We start from the raw sequence: 19,540 nt of genomic DNA, 5'->3' as shown, positions 1-19,540 counted from the left end.
ACACCACCCTCTCGCTACCGTGAGCAATACATGAGATATGGACTATCGCAATCCTTCACGAATTGTTGAATTTCTTCGTGTGTATGAAGCTGAATAAGTGGCGCAATCCATTCAACCCCAAGCTTTTTCCACGAAGAAGTTTTCACGATAGGGCCCTGTGTCATCACATTTTTTAATAAACCTGTCGCTCTTTCAACATCTGCATCAGGTGCATCTATTTTTGTAATGACACCGATTTGTATCTTCGGAATCCCTAAGCTAAATTGCGGAGGAAACACACTTCTTGAAGATGTCGCATCCTGCAAATAAATAACATGAGTTACTTCCAACGAAGTGGCCATAATGTTTCTGTAATACATGGGATTTTCAATATATTCACCGGGTGTATCGACAATCCAGTCTTCATAAACGAGTGCTTGTGTTTTATTGGCACTGCTTTCTTTGCCCAACAAAGTATTCATCAATGTTGACTTTCCTGCTTGCACACCGCCTATTATCATTACTCGATTTTTCATACGACACATCCTATGATTTTGTTATTCTTGATGGTGTATAGCCTAATACCTCGGATAAAAAACGATTAATTTCTAACATCGCCATTTCCACCTCTGATACACTACCGACAATAACGAGACTGCCTGTAAAACGGTCTAAAAATCCTAATCTAACATTGGCAGCTTTCGTCGCTAAATCCCCTGCGATGATAACCGTTTCACTTGGAGTACACGTCATAATACCTAGCGCACCCGATTCTTGAATACCCAGCTTTTGAAACATCTCGGGGTCAGGGTTCGCAATAAGGTGACTCAATGTTAGCTGTTTACCCGGCACAAACTCCTGAATAAATCGTTTCTTTTCTTCACTCACACATCATCACCTCACTTTTAATGGATTAAGATTTTTGATCTAAATATTCGCCTTCTTTTATAATGCCTGCTTTGCGATCTTCCATTTCTAACCTTAAGGCAGTCGGTACAGAAAGCTTATACGCTAAAATAATTGCAATCACACCCGCTAAAAACTTACCAGCAATAACAGGTAAAATAATCGTCGGCTGGAAATTAGCTGTAAATGATAAGTGATCGCCTAATAAAAATGCTGAACATACACCAAATGCAATATTAATCACTTTATCTTTTGGTGGCATATGACGAACAAGCGTAAACATCGCCAAGATATTAGCAATGGTTGCTAAAATCCCTGCACTCCCTACAGATGAAAGGCCCAATTTCTTACCAGCCGCTTCAAGTGGTTTCGATGCATATTTTCGAATTAAATAAACCATTGGGAATGCACCGGCTAGCATAATACCTATATAACCAGCTGTTTCTAATGCTCGGAATTGATCGATCTCATCAGCCATAATTGGATCGAAGCCCCATGCACCAAATATTTTTGTAAAAATACCTGTAAAAATTTCAACAATCGAGAACACTAATACCAATTTGATTCCTGCATCCATCACACGGCCGAATAACATGAAGCCTGCAATCATACCGTTTGGAATAAGCTTTAGACCTAACGCGATTAACACAACAAAGATGAACAAAGGCAGTAAATTAATTAAAATTTGTAAAACAGAAATGGCAAATACATATGTAGGCGCCTCTGTTGTACTAATAACTTCACGCACTTCTGTGTTAAATAGCACGATCATAATCGATGAAATAAATGCACCAATCGGAATTGTTAATACGCCGGCCATAATACCAAGCGCCATATATTTATGATCACGCTTATCTAACATCGCAAGACCCATTGGAATCGAGAAGACAATAGTAGCACCTGACATAAATCCAACGACTAGAGCCATTACCCATCCCTCATATGACTCTTTTAAAGCATTGGCTAATTGGTAACCACCCATGTCCGAAGCTAAAATAGTCGTCGCTGCAATCGCAGGATCTGCACCAATTAACTCAAAAATCGGACTAATAAAATGACTAATAAACCATGTTAAGTAAGGTATAGCTGCCATGATCCCTGCTGCTGGGACGAAAATATGACCAACTGTATGGATACCATTCATAAACTCTTTACCAATTCCATACTCAGCATCTCGGATTGCTCCGATCGCCCCTAAAACAGCACAAATCATAATAATATAAACGATAATCGTTCCTATCATTGCCATCTTACTCATCACCCCTTTATGATTAATAAATTTATATAAAAAAAGGCACTTTAAAGAAGAAATCTCTTTAAAGCGCCTTTGCTTCAACTATTAACTTGTAAGTTTAAAATAATTTGCTCCGCAATATGCACCATTTCTTGCTGTGTTTGCATACTTTCATTGCGAATTTTGCGGTAAGCCTCGTCCTCGCTTATATTTTCTGCCTGCATAAGCAAGCCCTTTGCTCGTTCAATGACTTTTCGCTTATCTAATTGTGTTTGCTTATGTAAAATCTCCCCATTGAGACGATTGAACTTATCAATTTGATGAAAAGCAACCTCTAACACAGGCAACACATTTTTTTCAGAAAACGGTTTCATAACATATCCTAATATATTATCCTGCTTCATGTATAGTAATAATTCTTTTTCACTATATGCCGAGATGAAGAGAACAGGTATGCCAAGCTGTTGTTCAATAATTTTACTTGCCTTTAAACCATCTAGTTTAGGCATTTTTATATCCATTAAGATTAATTGTGGTTTATGCAAAAAGGCTAGCTCAATAGCGGTTTCACCATTATTAGCTTGTGCCACTACTTCGTAACCATTATCCTCTAGCATAAACTTCAAATCAATGGCAATCAATGATTCATCTTCGACAATCATAACTTTCCTAGTCATTTACGATAAATACCTCCTCACTTACAGGGAACTGAATTTGAGTATGTGTACCTTCTTCACTAGGGATAATTGAAAATGAGCCAGCTAAATCATATTCCACAAGCCTTGTGATAATTTCCATGCCAAATGATGCCTTCACCTCATGCATTCCAACGCCGTTGTCAGAAATATGAAGTGAAATAGTTGAAGCCTCCTGCATGAAATGAATATCAATGGCTCCTTCATCACGACCTACAAAAGCATACTTTAATGCATTTTGTAGTAGCTCACAAATAATGAGTGCAAGGGATACTGCCTTTTTGGAATGGCAAAATACTTGCAAATGCTCGTGATGAAATGCTAGTTGAATAGTTGCTGTATTGGACGTGCCAATCATTTTATGTCCAATTTTTTTAGCCAATGCAATAACGTCTACTTTTTCTTCAGCGTTATCCTCATTTTCTAAAATAAGCTCATATACAGATGAGATGCTATATATTCGATTTAATGCCTCCTGAAAAGCACTTGCATTGACAGCCGACAATTCATTGCGCATTTGTAAGCGTAATAGGCTTGTCACTGTCTGAAGATTATTTTTCACACGATGGTGAATTTCTCGTATGGCAAATGTTTTCATCATAAGTTCATTTTCTTTCAGCTTTAGCTCTGTTAGATCATGAATAATGAGGAGTGTAACCTTGTCATTTTGACTGCGAATTGGAATTTTCTTGACGATAAAGGATTTACGTTCGATCGTAATTTCTAGGAAAAAGACATCGTCGCCTTTATCATAGACCTCCTGTAAAAACGGTAAGATTTTATCCAACGCAACATTGTCAAAGTTTTCTAATCCCGAAAGTTCTGAAATAAAATGATAGCCAGCTGGGTTACTGTAGATGACTTTGTTTTCGTGATTGGTAAGAATAATTGACTCTACAAGTAAATCAGAAACAACTGGTATCGGTTGAGAATTAGGTTCTACAATATGTTCAATTAATGCAAAAGGCATATTTTGAAAATCATCTTTTGGTGTCGTTTGCATCTTCACCGTCTTTTCCTGAATCAATACAGCAATTACTTGCTGTTGTTCATTAAAGATCGGAATCACATTTTGCTCGACCGTAATGCCTTCTTGTGTAACGGCTCTGGAAATCGATGATTTTTCTTGTTGCTTAAACGCAGTAAATACGGCTGGTTCAAAACTTTCAAAAACGAATTTTCCAATAACCGATTTTTCGTATAAACCTTTTTCCTTGTTAGGGAATGCTTCTGCCACGACAATTGCATGTGATAAATTATCCATCATACAATCTATGAACATATAACAATCAGTGAGCTCTGCATAATATTTAAGCGTAGCTTCTATTTCTATTAACTTGTCAATATCCGTTGCCGAAAGATTAGTATAGTTTCTACACAATGATTGAATGTTCGACAGGTTAAAGCCCCCCATCACTGAATAATCAACAATCAGTTTGATTATTCTTAAAAATTCTTGTCATTATTATAAACCTTTTGTGAAATTATTTTCAATACAAAAAATATTATCTTTCATCAAAATTCATTGCATTACAAAGAACTATATAGCTTAAAAGAGAAATATTCAACATCTTTTTGTTATTACATTATTTAACAAGGAGGAAATAGTTATTTCGATATAACAAAAAGAGAGCTTGCTGATTTAGCAAACTCTCTTATTTCTACTTTATTTCAGGGGCAACAGCTAATATATTTTCAAAGGCTGCGCGTTGTTTTTGTTCTTCTTCATTCAATAAAATATGAATATCGCCATGATCGTTTGACGTCCTAATTAAGCGGCCCATTCCTTGCTGCAAGCGCAATTGCATAAATGGTAACTCCACTTCTTCAAATGGGTTTTCAGCAAACGTACGCTTCGCATCAAATAATGGATCCTGTGGAGGAAACGGTAAATCATAAATAATGACACGTGTTAATGCTTCTTCAGGTAAATCTAAGCCTTCCCATAAATGATATGAGCATAATGTTTTAACGGTTCCCTGCTGGAAATCACGAACAATGGCGGAGAGCTCTCGATCACCTTCAAAGGCAACGTGCATGCGCTCCATTAATGGCAATTCGGCTTTAAATTTCAACATGGCTTGCTTGGATTTAAATAAAATTAATGTTTGCTCTCCATCACGCAGTAATTGCTGTACACGTGCGGTTTTAGCATGTTGATCAAGCTCATGTAAATAGATTTTCATTACCTCTTCATAATCAAATGGCGAAGGGACTGAAAATGATTGGGACTCTTTAATACCTAAACTATAGGCGATATACGAAAAGTCTTTATTAACAGATAGTGTGGCAGACGAAAAGACGATCGGAAGCTTTTTAGAGAATAGTTTTTCTGCTAAAACTTCTGTAATTAGACGAGGCATAATTACCAACGTTTCTTCTCCATCTGTTTCCTCCAGCCAATCCACTGCATCTCCTTGAGCTATGAAAATACGTAAGGAAGCCTCATATTGTTCTAAATATTCCTCTGCCATATTTAACTCATATTCAGGAATCATATACATTTCAGATTCAAAAACAAATTCTTCCATCAATATTTCCACATCATGTATCAATTGTTTTCCATAAGTAAGCAATGTTTTGGATTTATTGATACGTTTACGATCCTCATCTGAAGCAACGATATCATCACGAAGCTGATCAAAAAATAACTCGTGATCATCTTGCAATTTTTCCATAGCATACAATGTTCGCTCTCGCACACCATCTACCATTAATCGCTCTAAAAGCTGAACAATCGTTGTTGCCTGTACTTTATAAGTCATTGCTTTTTGTGCAGCGTATTCCAACAGATGTCCTTCATCCAAAACCATCATAGACACTTCTGGCAATAAGGCAAGCTGTCCTTCACGTTCACGAGATTCCTTTGTAGCTAAATGTTCCATTAAGAAATCTTGCGAACAAATAACTAAATCCGTTGATTTACGGTAATGAGAACGATGCAATGTTTGCCCACAGCGATTACGTAGATCACATACAGAGCATTGCATAATCGAGTTGTAATTAACTTTTTGCCAATCCTCATCGCTGACAGTTGGATAATTACTACGTTCTCCATACGGATGAATAGCAATCATTGAACCTTGGGCATATACACCATCCGGAATGGAGAAGGAAATATCATCAATCCATTCATCCGATTCAACTTTTTCCGCTTCCTCAAAGCGTTTTAAGCATAAATATTGATCCCGTGATTTGGCTAAACGAACATCAATTTCCAGACCAAGCGTTTTTTGTAGCTTATAGATATCTCCGCCCTCTTTAACGAGCTGATCGATTAATGTTTCATCAGCACATGCAATAAGCGCCGGTTTCCCTGTATAGCGTGCATACGATATAGCTGGGAGTAAATAGGCGATTGTTTTCCCAGTTCCAACACCCGCTTCTGCAAAGAGTACGTTTTTTTCTTTTAGCGCTTGTTCTATTTGATAAGCCATAAAGATTTGCTCATCACGACATTCAAAGCCTTTTTCAGGCAATTCATCATAAAGGACGTCACCCATCCAGTCACCTAGTGAATCAAAAAATGATCGGTCCTTTGATAATGCAAATGGTAAAGATTTACGCAATTGATGTTCCCCCTCTTACTATCTGGTGCTATTATACGCGACGAAACGGAAGATAAGAAAAAATCTTATCTTCCGTTACTATTCGTTAATCTCTTTTAGACTTTTGTCCCCAGAACTGATAATAATTTGTTTCGATAAAACCATTAAATAATTTCCGTTTTTTCGTCGCTTGGCGTCCATATAATTCTTCAAAATTTTTCATGGAGGATAGCATATATACAGACCAAGTTGGATAGTTTTTCATAACTTTCCCTAAATCACGGATAACCTGTTCAACAACTTCAACATCACCAATACGTTCTCCGTATGGCGGGTTACCGATCATTACACCATCTGTTAACTGAGTCGTGAAATCACGTGCTTGCATTTGCTTAAACGTAATTAGCTCACCAAATCCTGCTTCTGTAGCATTTTCTTGTGCAATGCTTACCATGCGATGGTCAATATCAGAACCTACAATTTCTAACGGTTGATCATAATTGGCCAAACTTTCCGCTTCGTCTCGGACAGTGTCCCAGATTTGCGCTTTCATCCATGGCCAGTCTTCAGAAATAAACTCACGATTATAGCCTGGTGCTATATTTTGTCCAAACATGGCTGCCTCTAAAGCAATGGTTCCAGAACCACAGAATGGATCTACAAACGGACGATTTGGATTCCATTTTGAAACTTGTATAAGCGCCGCCGCTAAGGTTTCTTTTAACGGTGCCTCGCCTTGTGCTTGACGATAGCCACGTTTATGAAGACCTGCGCCTGATGTATCAATCGTAAGTGTCGCCACATCTTTTAAAATCGAAACCTCAATTTTGTAAGTAGCACCTGATTCATCTAAAAAGCCAAGTCGCTTATAATGCTGTTTCATCCGTTCAACAATTGCTTTTTTTGTAATAGCTTGGCAATCAGGTACACTAAATAATTTAGATTTAACCGACTTGCCTGATACAGGAAAGGCAGCATCCACGGGTAAATATTTTTCCCAAGGTAAAGCTTTTACACTTTCAAATAATTGTTCAAATGATTTTGCTGAGAATTGTCCAACGACAATTTTTACACGATCGGCTACTCGTAGCCACAAATTGGCACGTGCAATCGCTGTTTCATCACCCTGAAAATATACTTTACCATTGTCAACAGTTGTTTCATAACCAAGTGCTTTTACTTCTTGGGCTACAATTGCCTCTAAACCCATTGCTGACGTTGCTACTAATTGATAATTTGCCATAGATTATTTCCTTCCTTGATGCTCAATTTCCCAATATTCCATAAACTCCATAAGGTCGTTTAATGGTAATGGTTTGCTGTAATAATAGCCCTGAATAATATCACAGTTCATTTTACGTAGTATATCCACTTGTTGTGCCTGTTCTACACCTTCTGCCACAACTTTCATTTTTAGTCGATGGGACATTTGAATAATAGCATCTACAACTGCCTGTTTTTCATCGAGCGACCCAATATGTTGAATAAAGCTTCGATCGATTTTTAAACAATCTAGCGGAAAGCGAACTAAATAGCTCAGAGACGAATAGCCTGTCCCAAAATCATCTATGGAGATTTTAAAGCCTAATTGTTTCAAACGAACTAATTTGCTCACGGTTTCGTTAGCACTGTTCATGACTGTTCGTTCCGTCACTTCTATTTCAAAATTGTTTGCTGGCATATTATAGCGTTCTAATATTGCTTGGATCGATTCTAAAAAATTTTGCTGTTTAAAGTGAATGCTTGATATATTAATGGCAACCGGTATTTTCCACCCATATTGTTGCATTTGAATAACTGCCTCGCACGCCTTTTCCAGAATGACCTCACTTAAAGGAATGATTAATCCTGTTTCCTCGGCATAAGGGATAAACTCTCCAGGAGAGACAAAGCCTAGCCTTTCATTATTCCAACGGACCAATGCCTCTAATCCTTGAATTTGCTCATTGTCCATGTAAATTTTCGGCTGGAAATGCAGCTCAAATTCACGATTGTCAATGGCTCTTCTTAATTCTGAATCTAGCAATAAGACACGCTGTGCATCTGTTTGCAGTTCATCAAAATAAAAAGAATAGCCATTCAAACCATTCTTTTTTGAATAGGTCATTGCTCTGTCAGCACAATTAATGAGTTCTTCCGTATTTTTCCCATCTACTGGATAGACACTTACGCCTATGCTTGTAGAAATAAACACTTCCTGGCCGTTTATCATCATTGGCTTTTCAATACTACTTATTATTTGTTCAGCAAATTGTGCAGCTTCTTTTACGTTTTTTACATTCGTTAATGTAATGACGAATTCATCTCCGCCATATCTTGCGATAATATCTTTGTTTTTCAGTAAATGTTTTAGTCGTTTAGCGACTTCTATTAAAATGGAATCTCCGACAGCATGACCTAAAGTATCATTAATTTGCTTAAATCTATCTAAATCTAAAAAATAGACTGCATGCTGCACTGAATGAGAAATAGCAGAAGTTGATTCTAAAAGATTATCCATTCTTTCAATATAAGCAAAACGATTGGATACTTCTGTTAGTGAATCAGTCAGTAAACGTTTTTCTAGTTCGTTTTCTACTATTTTTCTTTCAGACAAATCTGTGAAAATACCACAATAATTTGTAACCTCACCCTCATCGTTGGTTACACAAACAATTGTTAACCATTCAGGATATACGTCTCCAGTTTTACGACGATTCCATATTTCTCCTTGCCAAATTCCTTCTTGTCGTATCTGTTCCCACATTTCTAAATAGAACGGTAATTCATGAACACCTGATTGTAAAACGGCAGGTGTTTTTCCCACCACATCATCACGTTTATAACCTGTGACAAATTCGAAGGCAGGATTAACCATTACTATTTTTTTGTATTTATCAGTAATCATGATACCTTCAGATACATTTTCGAAGATTTTAAGTATTAAGGTAGTAGGATATTGAGAAATCAACTTCAATTTATCCACACTTTCCCAATTATTTACTCCGTTCATGTTCCGCCCCATCCTATCTCTCTATACTCCCCTTTAAAGGGCACTTACGTCAGGCCAACTCGTATGTAAATCAATGACATCCCATTTAGATGGTGTACAGTTTTTTTGAGTAACTCGTAAGCTCGTCTTAAAAATCTGTGACATCCTTAGAGGTTTATACTTGATTCAGCAGTTGTCCTGTCGCCACCTGAATGGAAAGAAAATGTGCAAACTCTCGCTACCTATCGAGTAGAGTCATGTGTATCTAACATTTTGCTAGGTACCCAAACTTTTGCTGAATCAAGATAAATACACATTGATGCGATCACCGTTTTCAGATGTTGTGACTTAGAAGCGGTAGCGATAGAGGCTTGGCTAGCAAATAGCCATTCTCAAACGTATCGCGCATACCAAGACTTGATTAACTAGGTTACTTTTTCCTCATAAACTCAAAAGAAAAGCTCTCCACCGAGTTGGAGAGCGCTTGTTATTTCGTAAATAAGCATCAAAAAAATTCCATAAGCCATGTTTTGTTCCTGAGTACTCAAACAGCTTGCGCCTCGTACGACCAGGTAGTAATCATCTATCTACAGAGCAAGCTCCGTCCCTCTATCCGTTCAATTCCTTCAAGAGAGTGCCCCTACCATAATTTGGGTTTCTCACTCGTGGGGTTTACCTCGTTCCACCTTGCATGTTTCCAAGCAAGCTTCGTCACTGTGGCACTTTCAGGAAGTGTCAACCATATCCAAGGACTTAGGTTTTCCTTCCGCCGTCAGCCTAAACAGCTGCCTTACCTTATTTTTTCAGTAAGCACGAACACTACGGACATCTCAGTACCGTGTGAGCATGGACTTTCCTCTACGACGTCTAGCGCCGCAGCGATTACCAGAATTTCATGATGATACGAAAGATTATACTAGAGTTTTATGTTAAATACAATATAATTGACTAAATTTATTCGTATAGCTTGCTACCAAATACATGTTTTTCTAAATTTGAAAGACGTTTTAAAATGTCAAAATTAGTTGTACCTGCTGCTGCCGCTGATGCAACGGGTTGTCTCTTCGGTGTATTTTCAATTTCTTCTTTTAATTGTCTATTCTCTTCACGTAGTTGGGCCATCACTTTTTCAAACGTTTCATAGTCTTGAATAATTTCATCAAGGAATGAATCTACTTCTTCCACATTATAGCCTTTAAAGTTCTTTTTAAATTCCTTTTCAAGGATCATTTTTGACGTTAATTTAATGTCCATTCACATCGCCCTTCCTCACACTACATACACGAATTCATTATAGCATACTTCAACACATTATATCGTCTGAAAACTCCAATTGTAAGGCTAAACTTGTCGTTTTATGCGATTACCTGGGAAATTATTTCTTATTTCCTAATCTGAGCAACCTCTTTTCCCAAGAAATTACCCATTTTTGTTTTTGTTCTGCTCTCCATTGCTCATTCTTTTGAATGAGATGTATGCCTTGTTGCGTATAATAAAGGGCCTGCTTATAATCTTTTATTTGGTGTTCATAAAGTATGGCTAGCTGCTCAAGGACATGCAACTTTGTTCTTGCTTCGACAAAATGGAGAGAGGCTACAAATGCGTCAATCGCTTCACTATAGCGTTTACTCTTTTTATGCTGTAGTGCTAAATAATATTGAGCATTACCCGCTTCCAGTGCATCAAATTGGGTTGTCACCCTTTCTAACACCTTAACACTTTGTGTGCTTTCTTTTAAATCACCATACCATTTCCCAATATTGGTAAAGGTTTTTGCAGATTCTTCATATCCCTCGTCAAACAAGAGCTGAGTAGAATGACTATACAGTGTGATAAGCGACAGCAAATCCCACTCATTATGCAGCAAAACCTTCATAAGAGCATCTGGTACGCCACTTTTCACAGCATCTAAATAAATAATAGGGGCAAGATGACCAGGAATATCTCCCTTTCGAGAAAAACCAAGCTTCTCTTCCTCCACAGATTTTAACTTTAAGCGCTCCATATCATTTTTCCATAAACGCTTGGAACTATGCAATAAATCTATTTGTCGTTGTGATCTTAATTTCGGTAATGTTTTTTGATGCAATGTCCAGCGTGTTTCAAGCTGCGGCCAATCAAAGCTTTTACCATTATAGGTGATAACCGTTGCCGATTTTTGCCACAGTTTTGATTCAAACAAAAACGCCGCCTCATGTGCAGGGTCTGCAAGAATATATTGAGTTAAACTAAAACATTCTTCGTCTACCTCTAAAAACCCAAGCAAAAAAATATGCGTGCCCACACCTTTTAAGCCTGTCGTTTCTGTATCAAAAAATAATACAGGTTCATGAAAATCCAGTGCATACGGATGATCAAACGAAGCATCCTGCCATTTTTTCAACGCATCAAAAAATGACTGTAGCTGATAATGACCATGCTGAAAAGAAAATGGATACTGTACATGGCGCTTAAACACAATACCAAAGTCATTTTCTACAACCGTAAGCCCAGCCTCTTCCCATCGCTCGGTATAGCTCGGCCTAGTTGGCTTTTGATAAGCTGGTTCCTCTACCTTTTGTGGAGCCGCCGCTGGTTTTTTACTAAGCATTTTTTTCATTTGTAGTATTTTATTTTCATAAGACATGTATTTCACTCATTTTCTGCTTATAATATAAGACTCTCTTGCAAGATTACCATGATTGCTTGACTCATTCAAAATTTTCATCGCAGGAAATTCTTGTTTATAGAAACTCTATTTCTTTCATTAATGACATCAAACATTGTCCTATCCACATTAAAGGAACGATATCAATTGATTATGTTACTGTTTTGTACAGAAACCTCTAGCTATTGTCTATTGCCAGTGTACTATTGTAAGTATTTCCTATAAAATGAAATTACATATAAATTGTGATAAAATTATGTTTTTTGGAGGAAATGCCTTGTTTAAAAATTTGCGTGAAGAAATAAAAGAAGAATGGAAAAACACAACCGAGGATTTAGAAAAAGAAGTATTTAAAGTATGGCAATTAGACTATAAAGGCCATATTATTCGAATTGTAAATGCCGTGACTGAAGAAGTTCTTGCTATTAATAATGAAGTAGTAGATAAAAAAAGTAGAGATAATATGTTCAAACAAATCTACCCTTATGTTACATTGAAAGGTGAAATTACAGAAGCGGATGGCACAATCTCTACCGTAAAAGTAAAAATTGGTGGATTACTCAGTCTAAATATCGTCGTTAAAGTAAATGGTACTACACTACTGAACGAAAAACATAAAATATCTATCAATTAATCTTTAACCTAATAAAGTGTTGCTAGACACAAGTTAGAAAAACTTACTATCATTAACCATTAGTTGAGCTATATATTATTAAATATGGAGGGCCTGAGGAAATAATTTAGTTATTCCTCAAGCCCTCTTTTTTCATGTTAATTAATTTGATTTAATCTTTGAAGAAGTATTATGACTCTCTTCTTGCCTTCCTGTAAACTGTCTTGGGCACCAATACATGATGGGCATCCAGATTCACAAGGACAATTTGAAACATGCTCTAACGTTTTCATTAATAGCTCTTCCCATAAGTCATAGACCTTTTCACTTAAACCAATCCCACCAGGGTATTTATCGTAAACAAAAAATGTGGGCAACTCATTATGGGATGCTTTGACTTGTGGGACAACTGCTACATCACTGCTATCACATTGAATAAATAAAGGAATAAAGGCATTCATGGCATAGGCTACTCCAATCATTGCCTCTGTCAATTCCGCCTCTGACCACTGTTCTGTTAGATGAAGTGATAGCCATGATGCGCTTGTATGCATTTCATCTGGGGGTAAATGAATAGGCCCCGATCCTATATTATCATGCGTTCCAAAGCGAATTTTCTTGAAAATAGTTGCCTGCGCAACTAATCCTACATCCCCAAAGCTAATCGTACCGCCGTTATAAGTTCGGCTTCGATCTTCCTCTAATACCTTCATTTCAACGGCAAGATTGGCATCTGTATAATAGTCAATGTCGACTTCACGGACATAAGCTTTCTTTTCTTCCCAGTCGAGCTTCTCTACTTGGAATTGAATCCCTTGATGTAAATAAATCGCTTCTTCATGTAATAATGTCATGGCACTATGACGATCCATTTCTCCAATTACCTTTGTTTGGGCAGGAATAGACAGATCAATAATAACCACATTTTCCTGTGAAGCCGACCGTAAGCTAATATCATGTGCTGGGAAACGATCGCTCATCCAATGCCACTTATCGCTCGTCTTAAAGACAACGCCCTCTTCTGCTAAATAATCTAGCAATTCTTGTATGTCATATTCACCATACGTATCTTCTATAGAAAAAGGTAATTCAAAAGCGGCACACTTTAAATGATCCATTAAAATTAACATATTTTCTGGATAAATACGTGCCTCCTCTGGTGCACTACCAAGTAAAAATAAAGGATGATTCACCACATACTGATCCAGTGCGGTCGATTGTGCAACATAGATAATTAATGCCTCATCCTGTCGTCTTCCTGCACGTCCTGCTTGTTGCCAGGCACTTGCAATATTTCCTGGATAACCTGTCATAATACATGCTTGTAACTGGCCGATATCGACCCCTAATTCTAACGCATTGGTACTGACAACGGTTTGAATGGTTCCATCACGCAAGCCTTTTTCGATTACCCGACGTTCAGATGGCAAATAACCACCTCGGTAGCCACGCACGGATTCATCCAGCAGCTTATTGCGAGTGAGCTCCTTTAAATAAGTGACAATCATTTCAACCCGTACTCTGCTTTTAGCGAAAATGATTGATTGAATACCAGCTATATATAACCTCTTAGCTAAATCACTTACCTCTAACACGGCGCTTCTACGCACCCCAAAAGTTTTATGAATAATGGGCGGATTATAGAACAGAAATGTTTTCTTACCGACAGGGGCTCCAGAGTCTGCGATGAGCGCATGTGATTCATTTGTTAATAGCTCGGCCAGCTCCTTAGGATTTTTTATCGTTGCCGATGTACAAATAAACACAGGTTTACTACCATAAAATTCACATATGCGTTTTAATCTACGAATAACATGGGCAACATGGGAACCAAATACCCCTTTATATGTATGCAATTCATCAATCACGATATACTGTAAATTTTCAAATAGTGATACCCATTTCGTATGGTGTGGCAAAATTCCTGAATGAAGCATATCAGGATTTGTCATAACGATATGTCCTGCTTTGCGAACCTTCTGACGAATGCCTGGAGCCGTATCACCATCATAGGTATAACTTAAAATTTCCTCACCACTTTGTTCAATCAGTTCATTCAAATCATTTTTTTGATCCTGCGCTAAAGCCTTTGTTGGAAATAAATAGATTGCACGTGCGTTTTTATCCTCTACTATTTTTTGCAACACCGGCAAATGATAGCAATATGATTTACCTGATGCGGTTGGTGTAACAGCCGTAAAAGATGTACCACTTTGTGCCAAATCAAAGGCCTCTCGCTGATGCGTATAAAGTTGCTCGATTCCCCTTGCCTGCAAAGCCTTCACTAAAGAAGGATGTAAATTTTCTGGGAAAGGAGCATAGCTAGCAGGTCGGCCTTCAAGTGTTTGCCAATGTAGAATACGTTCTTTTAATTCTTCATCATATCTCCACTCATGCAAAAGCTCGCTAATCGTTCGTTTCTTCGATAGCATTTACTGCCTCCTCCTTTACCAATCGTTCAAAGTTTTTCATTGTAAAGGAGGTAGAATGAATCGCATCTAAAAAGCGTTTTTTACTTGTTTCTTTATAAAAAGATTGCACAACAAATTGCTCCATCGATTCTACCGTTGAGGCAATTTGTTGTGTATGCATATATTTCGGTCGATTCTCTTGAATCCATTTATTGGCCTCTTGCTGCCATTCCTTCAACAGTTGGTGAATTTTATCAGCGTGTGGTTTCACCTCTTGAAAAAAGTCAGGTGTACGGTCCTCCTCACGCATTTGCCAAAAACGTGACACACATCGATCACATTCATCTATTAATTTGGATGTTTGCTGAATAACTAACAATTTTGCACCTCATCTCTCATCAATTACTCGTAAGCAAATATTTTTCGTAGCAAGTACATATATATGATGAGTATGTCTTGTCCATCATTTCAACTACGAAAATATGGCACCTCTTGATACCTTTACCTTCCCCTACTTGTTTTGTGGTAAATACTGTATCAATTTTAATGCTATAGAGTTAGTTCAATTGCTTATGAGATAAGTGTACCAAAGTCTATCATTTTTCACTACTAATAGGCGAACAAGCATTCTTTACTTGCCAGTTCTTTTCTGCTAAGCTTACTTTCTGGCTAACTGCTTTGAGCTGCAAAAAAAAGTGCATATTCTGAGCATTGTTCTCCAGTGACACTCTCGTGAAAAGTAATTGATTGACCAGATCTAACTGCGCAACTAATTGTTCTAACTTGTTCAAAATAACGCCCCCTTTGCTTTACTTAAAGTATTCCTCGCATGTATAGAATTACCTTCATGCGTGACAAAATAAGCGTAAGTTAGCTGAAAGAAGAAGATTTTCGATAAATTTTTATAAATGAACCTTCCAACTAAAAAAGCGTCCTGAATGAAAGGTGTAGATAATTCACCATTCTTCAACCATTTCTATGTTTAAATTTATCAGTTATTTTGACGATTCAAGGAAGCCAATCATTAGCTTTTTTTCGACGCAATTTGTTTATTCTTTGCATCCACTGTCTACTACTCTTGTAACAAAGACAACACGGATGGAGGTAGAGAAGAGCCATCAAATCATGGTAAACTAATATATAGGAAAGCAGTTTAATAAAGGGTGAGCTAAATGACAATTCGCTATCCAAATGGGAAATTGTATACCCCCCATACTTCTGTACAGAAAACAGAAAAAAAAAGTAATAGTAAAGATTTGTCTTTTAGTAATCGTGGAAAGACACTAGAAGATGAAATTAATGAAGCAAACGACTATTATATTAAAAGGCGACTTGCTATCATTCATAAGAAACCTGTTCCTGTACAAATCGTCAAAGTAGAGTACCCTTCACGAAGCGCTGCTGTCATTCGTGAAGCATATTTTCGAACACCCTCTACAACCGACTACAATGGTGTTTGGAATGGGCATTATATTGATTTTGATGCAAAGGAAACTGCTTCCAAAACAAGTTTCCCTTTAAAAAATATTCATGAGCATCAAATGACCCATATGCAGCAAGTGACTGAACAAAATGGTGTGGCTTTTATTATCGTTCGCTTTTCAGCTTTTGAACGATATTTTATTGTGCCATATGAAGTTTTACAAAAAGCCTGGCAAGCAATGGAAAATGGCCATCGTAAATCCATACCCTTTTCAACGATTGTAGATGAGGCGTATGAAATTCCCACTAGCTATTATCCACGGATCGATTATTTACCCATCATCCAACAACTGATCGATGAAAAATGCTGCGGGTTTGAAAGTGAGGAGAAATAGTATGACTGAACGTCGTCGAACACGTGGAGAGCATCAAAAGGCTCTCGCTGAAAAAAATAAAAAAGGTAAGAAAACAACAACAAAGTCGTCAACACCCGCTAAAATGTGGATAAAACGTATTTTCTTAACGTTATTAGTCATCGGTGTCGTAGGCTTCATTGGAGGAGCAGGATTATTTGCTTACTATGCAAGCACAGCTCCTAAGCTTGATGAGGAATTATTGAAAGACCCTGTGTCTTCAGAGTTCTACGATAAAAACGGTGAAATATTCGCAACAATCGGTGCTGAAAACCGTAAATATATAAAATATGAAGATATTCCCGAAGATATGGTGAACGCTATTCTTGCAACGGAAGATGTACGCTTTTTTAAACATCACGGCATGGACTTTTACCGTCTAGGTGGTGCTATACTTGCTAACTTCCGTGATGGCTTTGGTGCACAAGGTGCCTCTACCCTAACACAGCAAGTGGTGAAAAACTCATTTTTACAAAATGAAAAGAAATTAAAACGTAAAGCACAGGAAGCTTGGCTAGCGTTTCAATTAGAACGTAAATATTCAAAAGAAGAAATTTTTGAAATGTATTTCAATAAAATGCTAATGTCTGGCCGTATTTATGGCTTTGGTACAGCAGCTCAATATTTCTACGGAAAAGAATTAAAAGATTTAACATTAGATGAAGAAGCTTTATTAGCAGGGCTCGTACAAAGACCAAATGCTTATAATCCATTGAAAAACCCTGACCTTGCCAAGCAACGTCGTAATACGGTTTTAGGATTAATGTATCAACACGGAAAAATTTCAAAAACGGAAATGGAAGAAGCTAAAAACGTTGATGTCCAAGCAGGTCTTGCTGACGATGCAACACGTCAATCATTTGCTGGCTCTAAATACGATGCCTTCCTAGATGTCGTGATTAATGAATTAGAAAATAATGGCGATGGTTCAGCCATGGCAGAAGGGATTAAAGTTTATACAACACTTGATCCAAATGCCCAAAAAGTTGTTGAAAATGTGATGAACGATGACAGCAATTTCCCAACAGAAGATATTCAGTCAGGTGTAGCGGTCATTGATACGAAAACAGGAGCTATCCAAGCTGTTGGTGGCGGTCGACATTATGGTGCCGAACGTGGCTGGAACTATGCAGATGATTTAACAAAAAATCAACCTGGTTCTACTATGAAACCATTAGTGGACTACGGTCCAGCCATCGAATATTTAAAATGGTCTACAGGTCATACACTTGTAGATGAACCTATGAACTATTCCAATTCAAAGCAGACTATTACAAACTGGGATGGCAGATATATGGGTGCCATGACTGCTCGTAAGGCATTGTATGCTTCACGAAACGTACCAGCTGTCAAAGCATTACAAGAAGTAGGTACTGAAAATGCGAAGGAATTTGTTGGACGTTTAGGGATTGAAACAGAAAACCTTTATGAATCAGACGCAATTGGTGGTGGAGCGATTACTATCTCCCCTATTCAAATGGCGGCTTCCTATGCAGCATTCGGAAATAACGGCGTTTACACAGACCCACACGCTATTACAAAAATTGTTTACCGTGATGGGAAAACATCTAAAAATTATACACCTGAGCCTAATGTAGCGATGAGTGAAGCTACAGCTTATATGGTAACAGATATGCTACGTGATGTAGTTGGCAACAAACCTGACGCATCAGGTACAGCAGCTAATGTCCCTGGACTAGACATCGCAGGTAAAACAGGTACAACCAACTATTCAGCTGAAGATTTCAATAAATATAATTTACCGAACACAAGTGTGCCAGATTCATGGTTTGCTGGTTATACGACAAACTATTCCATCGCTATATGGAGTGGCTATGAAAAACACTTTGATCCAATTACAACGTGGGAAGAACGTCGGTTACCACAAAATCTATTCAAATCGATTATGCAAGACATTTCAGCAAACGTTGAAACAGAAAGCTTTAAAAAGCCAAGTACAGTTGTAGAAGCAACGATTGAAGTGGGCTCTAAGCCATTGAAATTGGCAAGTGACTTTACACCAAGCGAATTACGTCAAACAGAGCTATTCGTTCGTGGTACTGAGCCAACAGAAGTGTCGAATGTTTATGAGGCACCAGAATTGGCTACACCATACAACGTATCTGCAAGCTTAGATTTAGGGGCACAGTCTATCAATATTTCTTGGGAACATGATGCCAGCTTGGATCCAAAAACAGATGAACCACTACCAACTTCATTTGAAGTAACTGCAACCCGTGATGACGGTAAAAAGTTTGACCTTGGTAAAACAGAGAGCAAAGGTTTATCAGTTGCTAATACGTTGGAAGATGGCAATTACACGATTTCAGTCGTAGCCATTGTGGATGGTACACGAAGTGAGCCTGGTACCACAACTTTCCAAATTACAAGTACAACTGAAGAAGAGGATGTAGAAACGGAAGAGCCGGAAGAGCCAAACATTGATTTACCAACAGACCCTGGTGAAGAAGACCAAGATAACGGTCATAATAATGGCAATGGTAACGGCCATGGCAACAACGGTGGTAATAACAATAATAATGGAAATGGGAATAACGGCAACAACGGTGGTAACAATGGCGGTTCAGATGGAAGCCAGCAACCAACTCCTCCTACAGATCCTGTAGACCCAAATAATGAAGAACAAAGCTCAGAATAACCAAAAAGCCGAGACGCATTTAATGCGTCTCGGTTTTTTTCT

At 37.8% G+C, this 19,540-nt stretch carries 16 protein-coding genes and 1 other RNA gene; 3 read left to right on the top strand and 14 right to left on the bottom strand.

The window, feature by feature from the left end; translation table 11 throughout:
* Positions 1–14 precede the first annotated feature (14 nt).
* The 11 genes from KVT27_RS04775 to KVT27_RS04725 all read right to left on the bottom strand — a co-directional run bounded on the left by KVT27_RS04775 (position 15) and on the right by KVT27_RS04725 (position 11,959).
* Positions 15–515, bottom strand: coding sequence for a EutP/PduV family microcompartment system protein (locus KVT27_RS04775; RefSeq protein ID WP_036124855.1), 501 nt, complete (start codon positions 513–515; stop codon positions 15–17).
* Between the two features lie 10 nt (positions 516–525).
* Complete coding sequence (gene eutS / locus KVT27_RS04770; protein ID WP_008176451.1) at positions 526–867, bottom strand: ethanolamine utilization microcompartment protein EutS; 342 nt, start codon at positions 865–867, stop codon at positions 526–528.
* Between the two features lie 25 nt (positions 868–892).
* Positions 893–2,134, bottom strand: a complete 1,242-nt coding sequence (gene eutH / locus KVT27_RS04765) for an ethanolamine utilization protein EutH (RefSeq protein WP_008176453.1) — start codon at positions 2,132–2,134, stop codon at positions 893–895.
* An 83-nt stretch (positions 2,135–2,217) separates the two neighbouring features.
* On the bottom strand, positions 2,218–2,796 hold the full coding sequence (locus KVT27_RS04760) for an ANTAR domain-containing response regulator (RefSeq protein ID WP_025115126.1): 579 nt from the start codon (positions 2,794–2,796) through the stop codon (positions 2,218–2,220).
* Complete coding sequence (locus KVT27_RS04755) at positions 2,789–4,228, bottom strand: sensor histidine kinase (protein ID WP_036225363.1); 1,440 nt, start codon at positions 4,226–4,228, stop codon at positions 2,789–2,791. The genes KVT27_RS04760 and KVT27_RS04755 overlap by 8 nt, the downstream gene beginning before the upstream one ends.
* A 247-nt stretch (positions 4,229–4,475) precedes the next feature.
* Positions 4,476–6,383 (bottom strand): ATP-dependent DNA helicase, encoded by a 1,908-nt coding sequence (locus KVT27_RS04750; protein ID WP_036147732.1) that lies wholly within the window; start codon positions 6,381–6,383, stop codon positions 4,476–4,478.
* An 85-nt stretch (positions 6,384–6,468) separates the two neighbouring features.
* Entirely contained in the window at positions 6,469–7,605 is a 1,137-nt protein-coding gene (locus KVT27_RS04745; RefSeq protein WP_150907874.1) for a THUMP domain-containing class I SAM-dependent RNA methyltransferase, read from the bottom strand.
* A 3-nt stretch (positions 7,606–7,608) separates the two neighbouring features.
* On the bottom strand, positions 7,609–9,354 hold the full coding sequence (locus KVT27_RS04740) for a putative bifunctional diguanylate cyclase/phosphodiesterase (protein ID WP_036124848.1): 1,746 nt from the start codon (positions 9,352–9,354) through the stop codon (positions 7,609–7,611).
* 493 nt (positions 9,355–9,847) lie between these two features.
* Positions 9,848–10,227, bottom strand: an RNA gene (gene rnpB, locus KVT27_RS04735) — RNase P RNA component class B.
* 60 nt (positions 10,228–10,287) lie between these two features.
* On the bottom strand, positions 10,288–10,587 hold the full coding sequence (gpsB, locus tag KVT27_RS04730; RefSeq protein WP_036124847.1) for a cell division regulator GpsB: 300 nt from the start codon (positions 10,585–10,587) through the stop codon (positions 10,288–10,290).
* Positions 10,588–10,708: 121 nt separating this feature from the next.
* Complete coding sequence (locus KVT27_RS04725; RefSeq protein ID WP_217580841.1) at positions 10,709–11,959, bottom strand: ribonuclease H-like domain-containing protein; 1,251 nt, start codon at positions 11,957–11,959, stop codon at positions 10,709–10,711.
* A 310-nt stretch (positions 11,960–12,269) separates the two neighbouring features.
* On the opposite strand from KVT27_RS04725, the gene KVT27_RS04720 reads away from it, so the two are divergent.
* Positions 12,270–12,614 carry a hypothetical protein gene (locus tag KVT27_RS04720; RefSeq protein WP_235213810.1) on the top strand — a complete coding sequence of 115 codons (345 nt, stop codon included), beginning with the start codon at positions 12,270–12,272 and terminating at the stop codon, positions 12,612–12,614.
* 137 nt (positions 12,615–12,751) lie between these two features.
* Here the strand turns inward: KVT27_RS04720 and KVT27_RS04715 are convergent, their stop codons facing one another.
* From KVT27_RS04715 to KVT27_RS04705, 3 genes are all read right to left on the bottom strand, one after another.
* Positions 12,752–15,025 carry a DEAD/DEAH box helicase gene (locus KVT27_RS04715; RefSeq protein ID WP_036225375.1) on the bottom strand — a complete coding sequence of 758 codons (2,274 nt, stop codon included), beginning with the start codon at positions 15,023–15,025 and terminating at the stop codon, positions 12,752–12,754.
* The gene (locus KVT27_RS04710; RefSeq protein ID WP_036124735.1) at positions 15,000–15,383 is read right to left on the bottom strand and encodes a YppE family protein; all 384 of its coding nucleotides are present in this window, start codon (positions 15,381–15,383) and stop codon (positions 15,000–15,002) included. The genes KVT27_RS04715 and KVT27_RS04710 overlap by 26 nt, the downstream gene beginning before the upstream one ends.
* 217 nt (positions 15,384–15,600) lie before the next feature.
* Positions 15,601–15,795: a hypothetical protein gene (locus KVT27_RS04705; protein WP_008176489.1), complete on the bottom strand. Its 195-nt coding sequence runs from the start codon at positions 15,793–15,795 to the stop codon at positions 15,601–15,603.
* Positions 15,796–16,176: 381 nt separating this feature from the next.
* Between KVT27_RS04705 and recU the strand changes: the two genes are divergently transcribed.
* Positions 16,177–16,821 (top strand): Holliday junction resolvase RecU, encoded by a 645-nt coding sequence (gene recU, locus KVT27_RS04700; RefSeq protein ID WP_217580839.1) that lies wholly within the window; start codon positions 16,177–16,179, stop codon positions 16,819–16,821.
* Between the two features lies 1 nt (position 16,822).
* Entirely contained in the window at positions 16,823–19,498 is a 2,676-nt protein-coding gene (locus KVT27_RS04695; protein WP_036124731.1) for a penicillin-binding protein 1A, read from the top strand.
* Positions 19,499–19,540: the final 42 nt, after the last annotated feature.

The sequence above is a fragment of the Lysinibacillus sp. GbtcB16 genome, assembly GCF_019091145.1.
Taxonomy (GTDB): domain Bacteria; phylum Bacillota; class Bacilli; order Bacillales_A; family Planococcaceae; genus Lysinibacillus; species Lysinibacillus fusiformis.
This window is presented reverse-complemented; position numbering and strand designations above follow the sequence as displayed.

Excerpts from the sequence above, each read along its gene's own strand:
- KVT27_RS04745 (WP_150907874.1), bottom strand. The coding sequence starts at position 7,605 with ATGGCAAATTATCAATTAGTAGCAACGTCAGCAATGGGTTTAGAGGCA.
- KVT27_RS04760 (WP_025115126.1), bottom strand. The coding sequence starts at position 2,796 with ATGACTAGGAAAGTTATGATTGTCGAAGATGAATCATTGATTGCCATT.
- KVT27_RS04695 (WP_036124731.1), top strand. The coding sequence starts at position 16,823 with ATGACTGAACGTCGTCGAACACGTGGAGAGCATCAAAAGGCTCTCGCT.
- KVT27_RS04740 (WP_036124848.1), bottom strand. The coding sequence starts at position 9,354 with ATGAACGGAGTAAATAATTGGGAAAGTGTGGATAAATTGAAGTTGATT.
- gpsB (WP_036124847.1), bottom strand. The coding sequence starts at position 10,587 with ATGGACATTAAATTAACGTCAAAAATGATCCTTGAAAAGGAATTTAAA.
- KVT27_RS04725 (WP_217580841.1), bottom strand. The coding sequence starts at position 11,959 with ATGTCTTATGAAAATAAAATACTACAAATGAAAAAAATGCTTAGTAAA.
- eutH (WP_008176453.1), bottom strand. The coding sequence starts at position 2,134 with ATGGCAATGATAGGAACGATTATCGTTTATATTATTATGATTTGTGCT.
- KVT27_RS04775 (WP_036124855.1), bottom strand. The coding sequence starts at position 515 with ATGAAAAATCGAGTAATGATAATAGGCGGTGTGCAAGCAGGAAAGTCA.
- KVT27_RS04715 (WP_036225375.1), bottom strand. The coding sequence starts at position 15,025 with ATGCTATCGAAGAAACGAACGATTAGCGAGCTTTTGCATGAGTGGAGA.
- KVT27_RS04755 (WP_036225363.1), bottom strand. The coding sequence starts at position 4,228 with ATGGGGGGCTTTAACCTGTCGAACATTCAATCATTGTGTAGAAACTAT.
- recU (WP_217580839.1), top strand. The coding sequence starts at position 16,177 with ATGACAATTCGCTATCCAAATGGGAAATTGTATACCCCCCATACTTCT.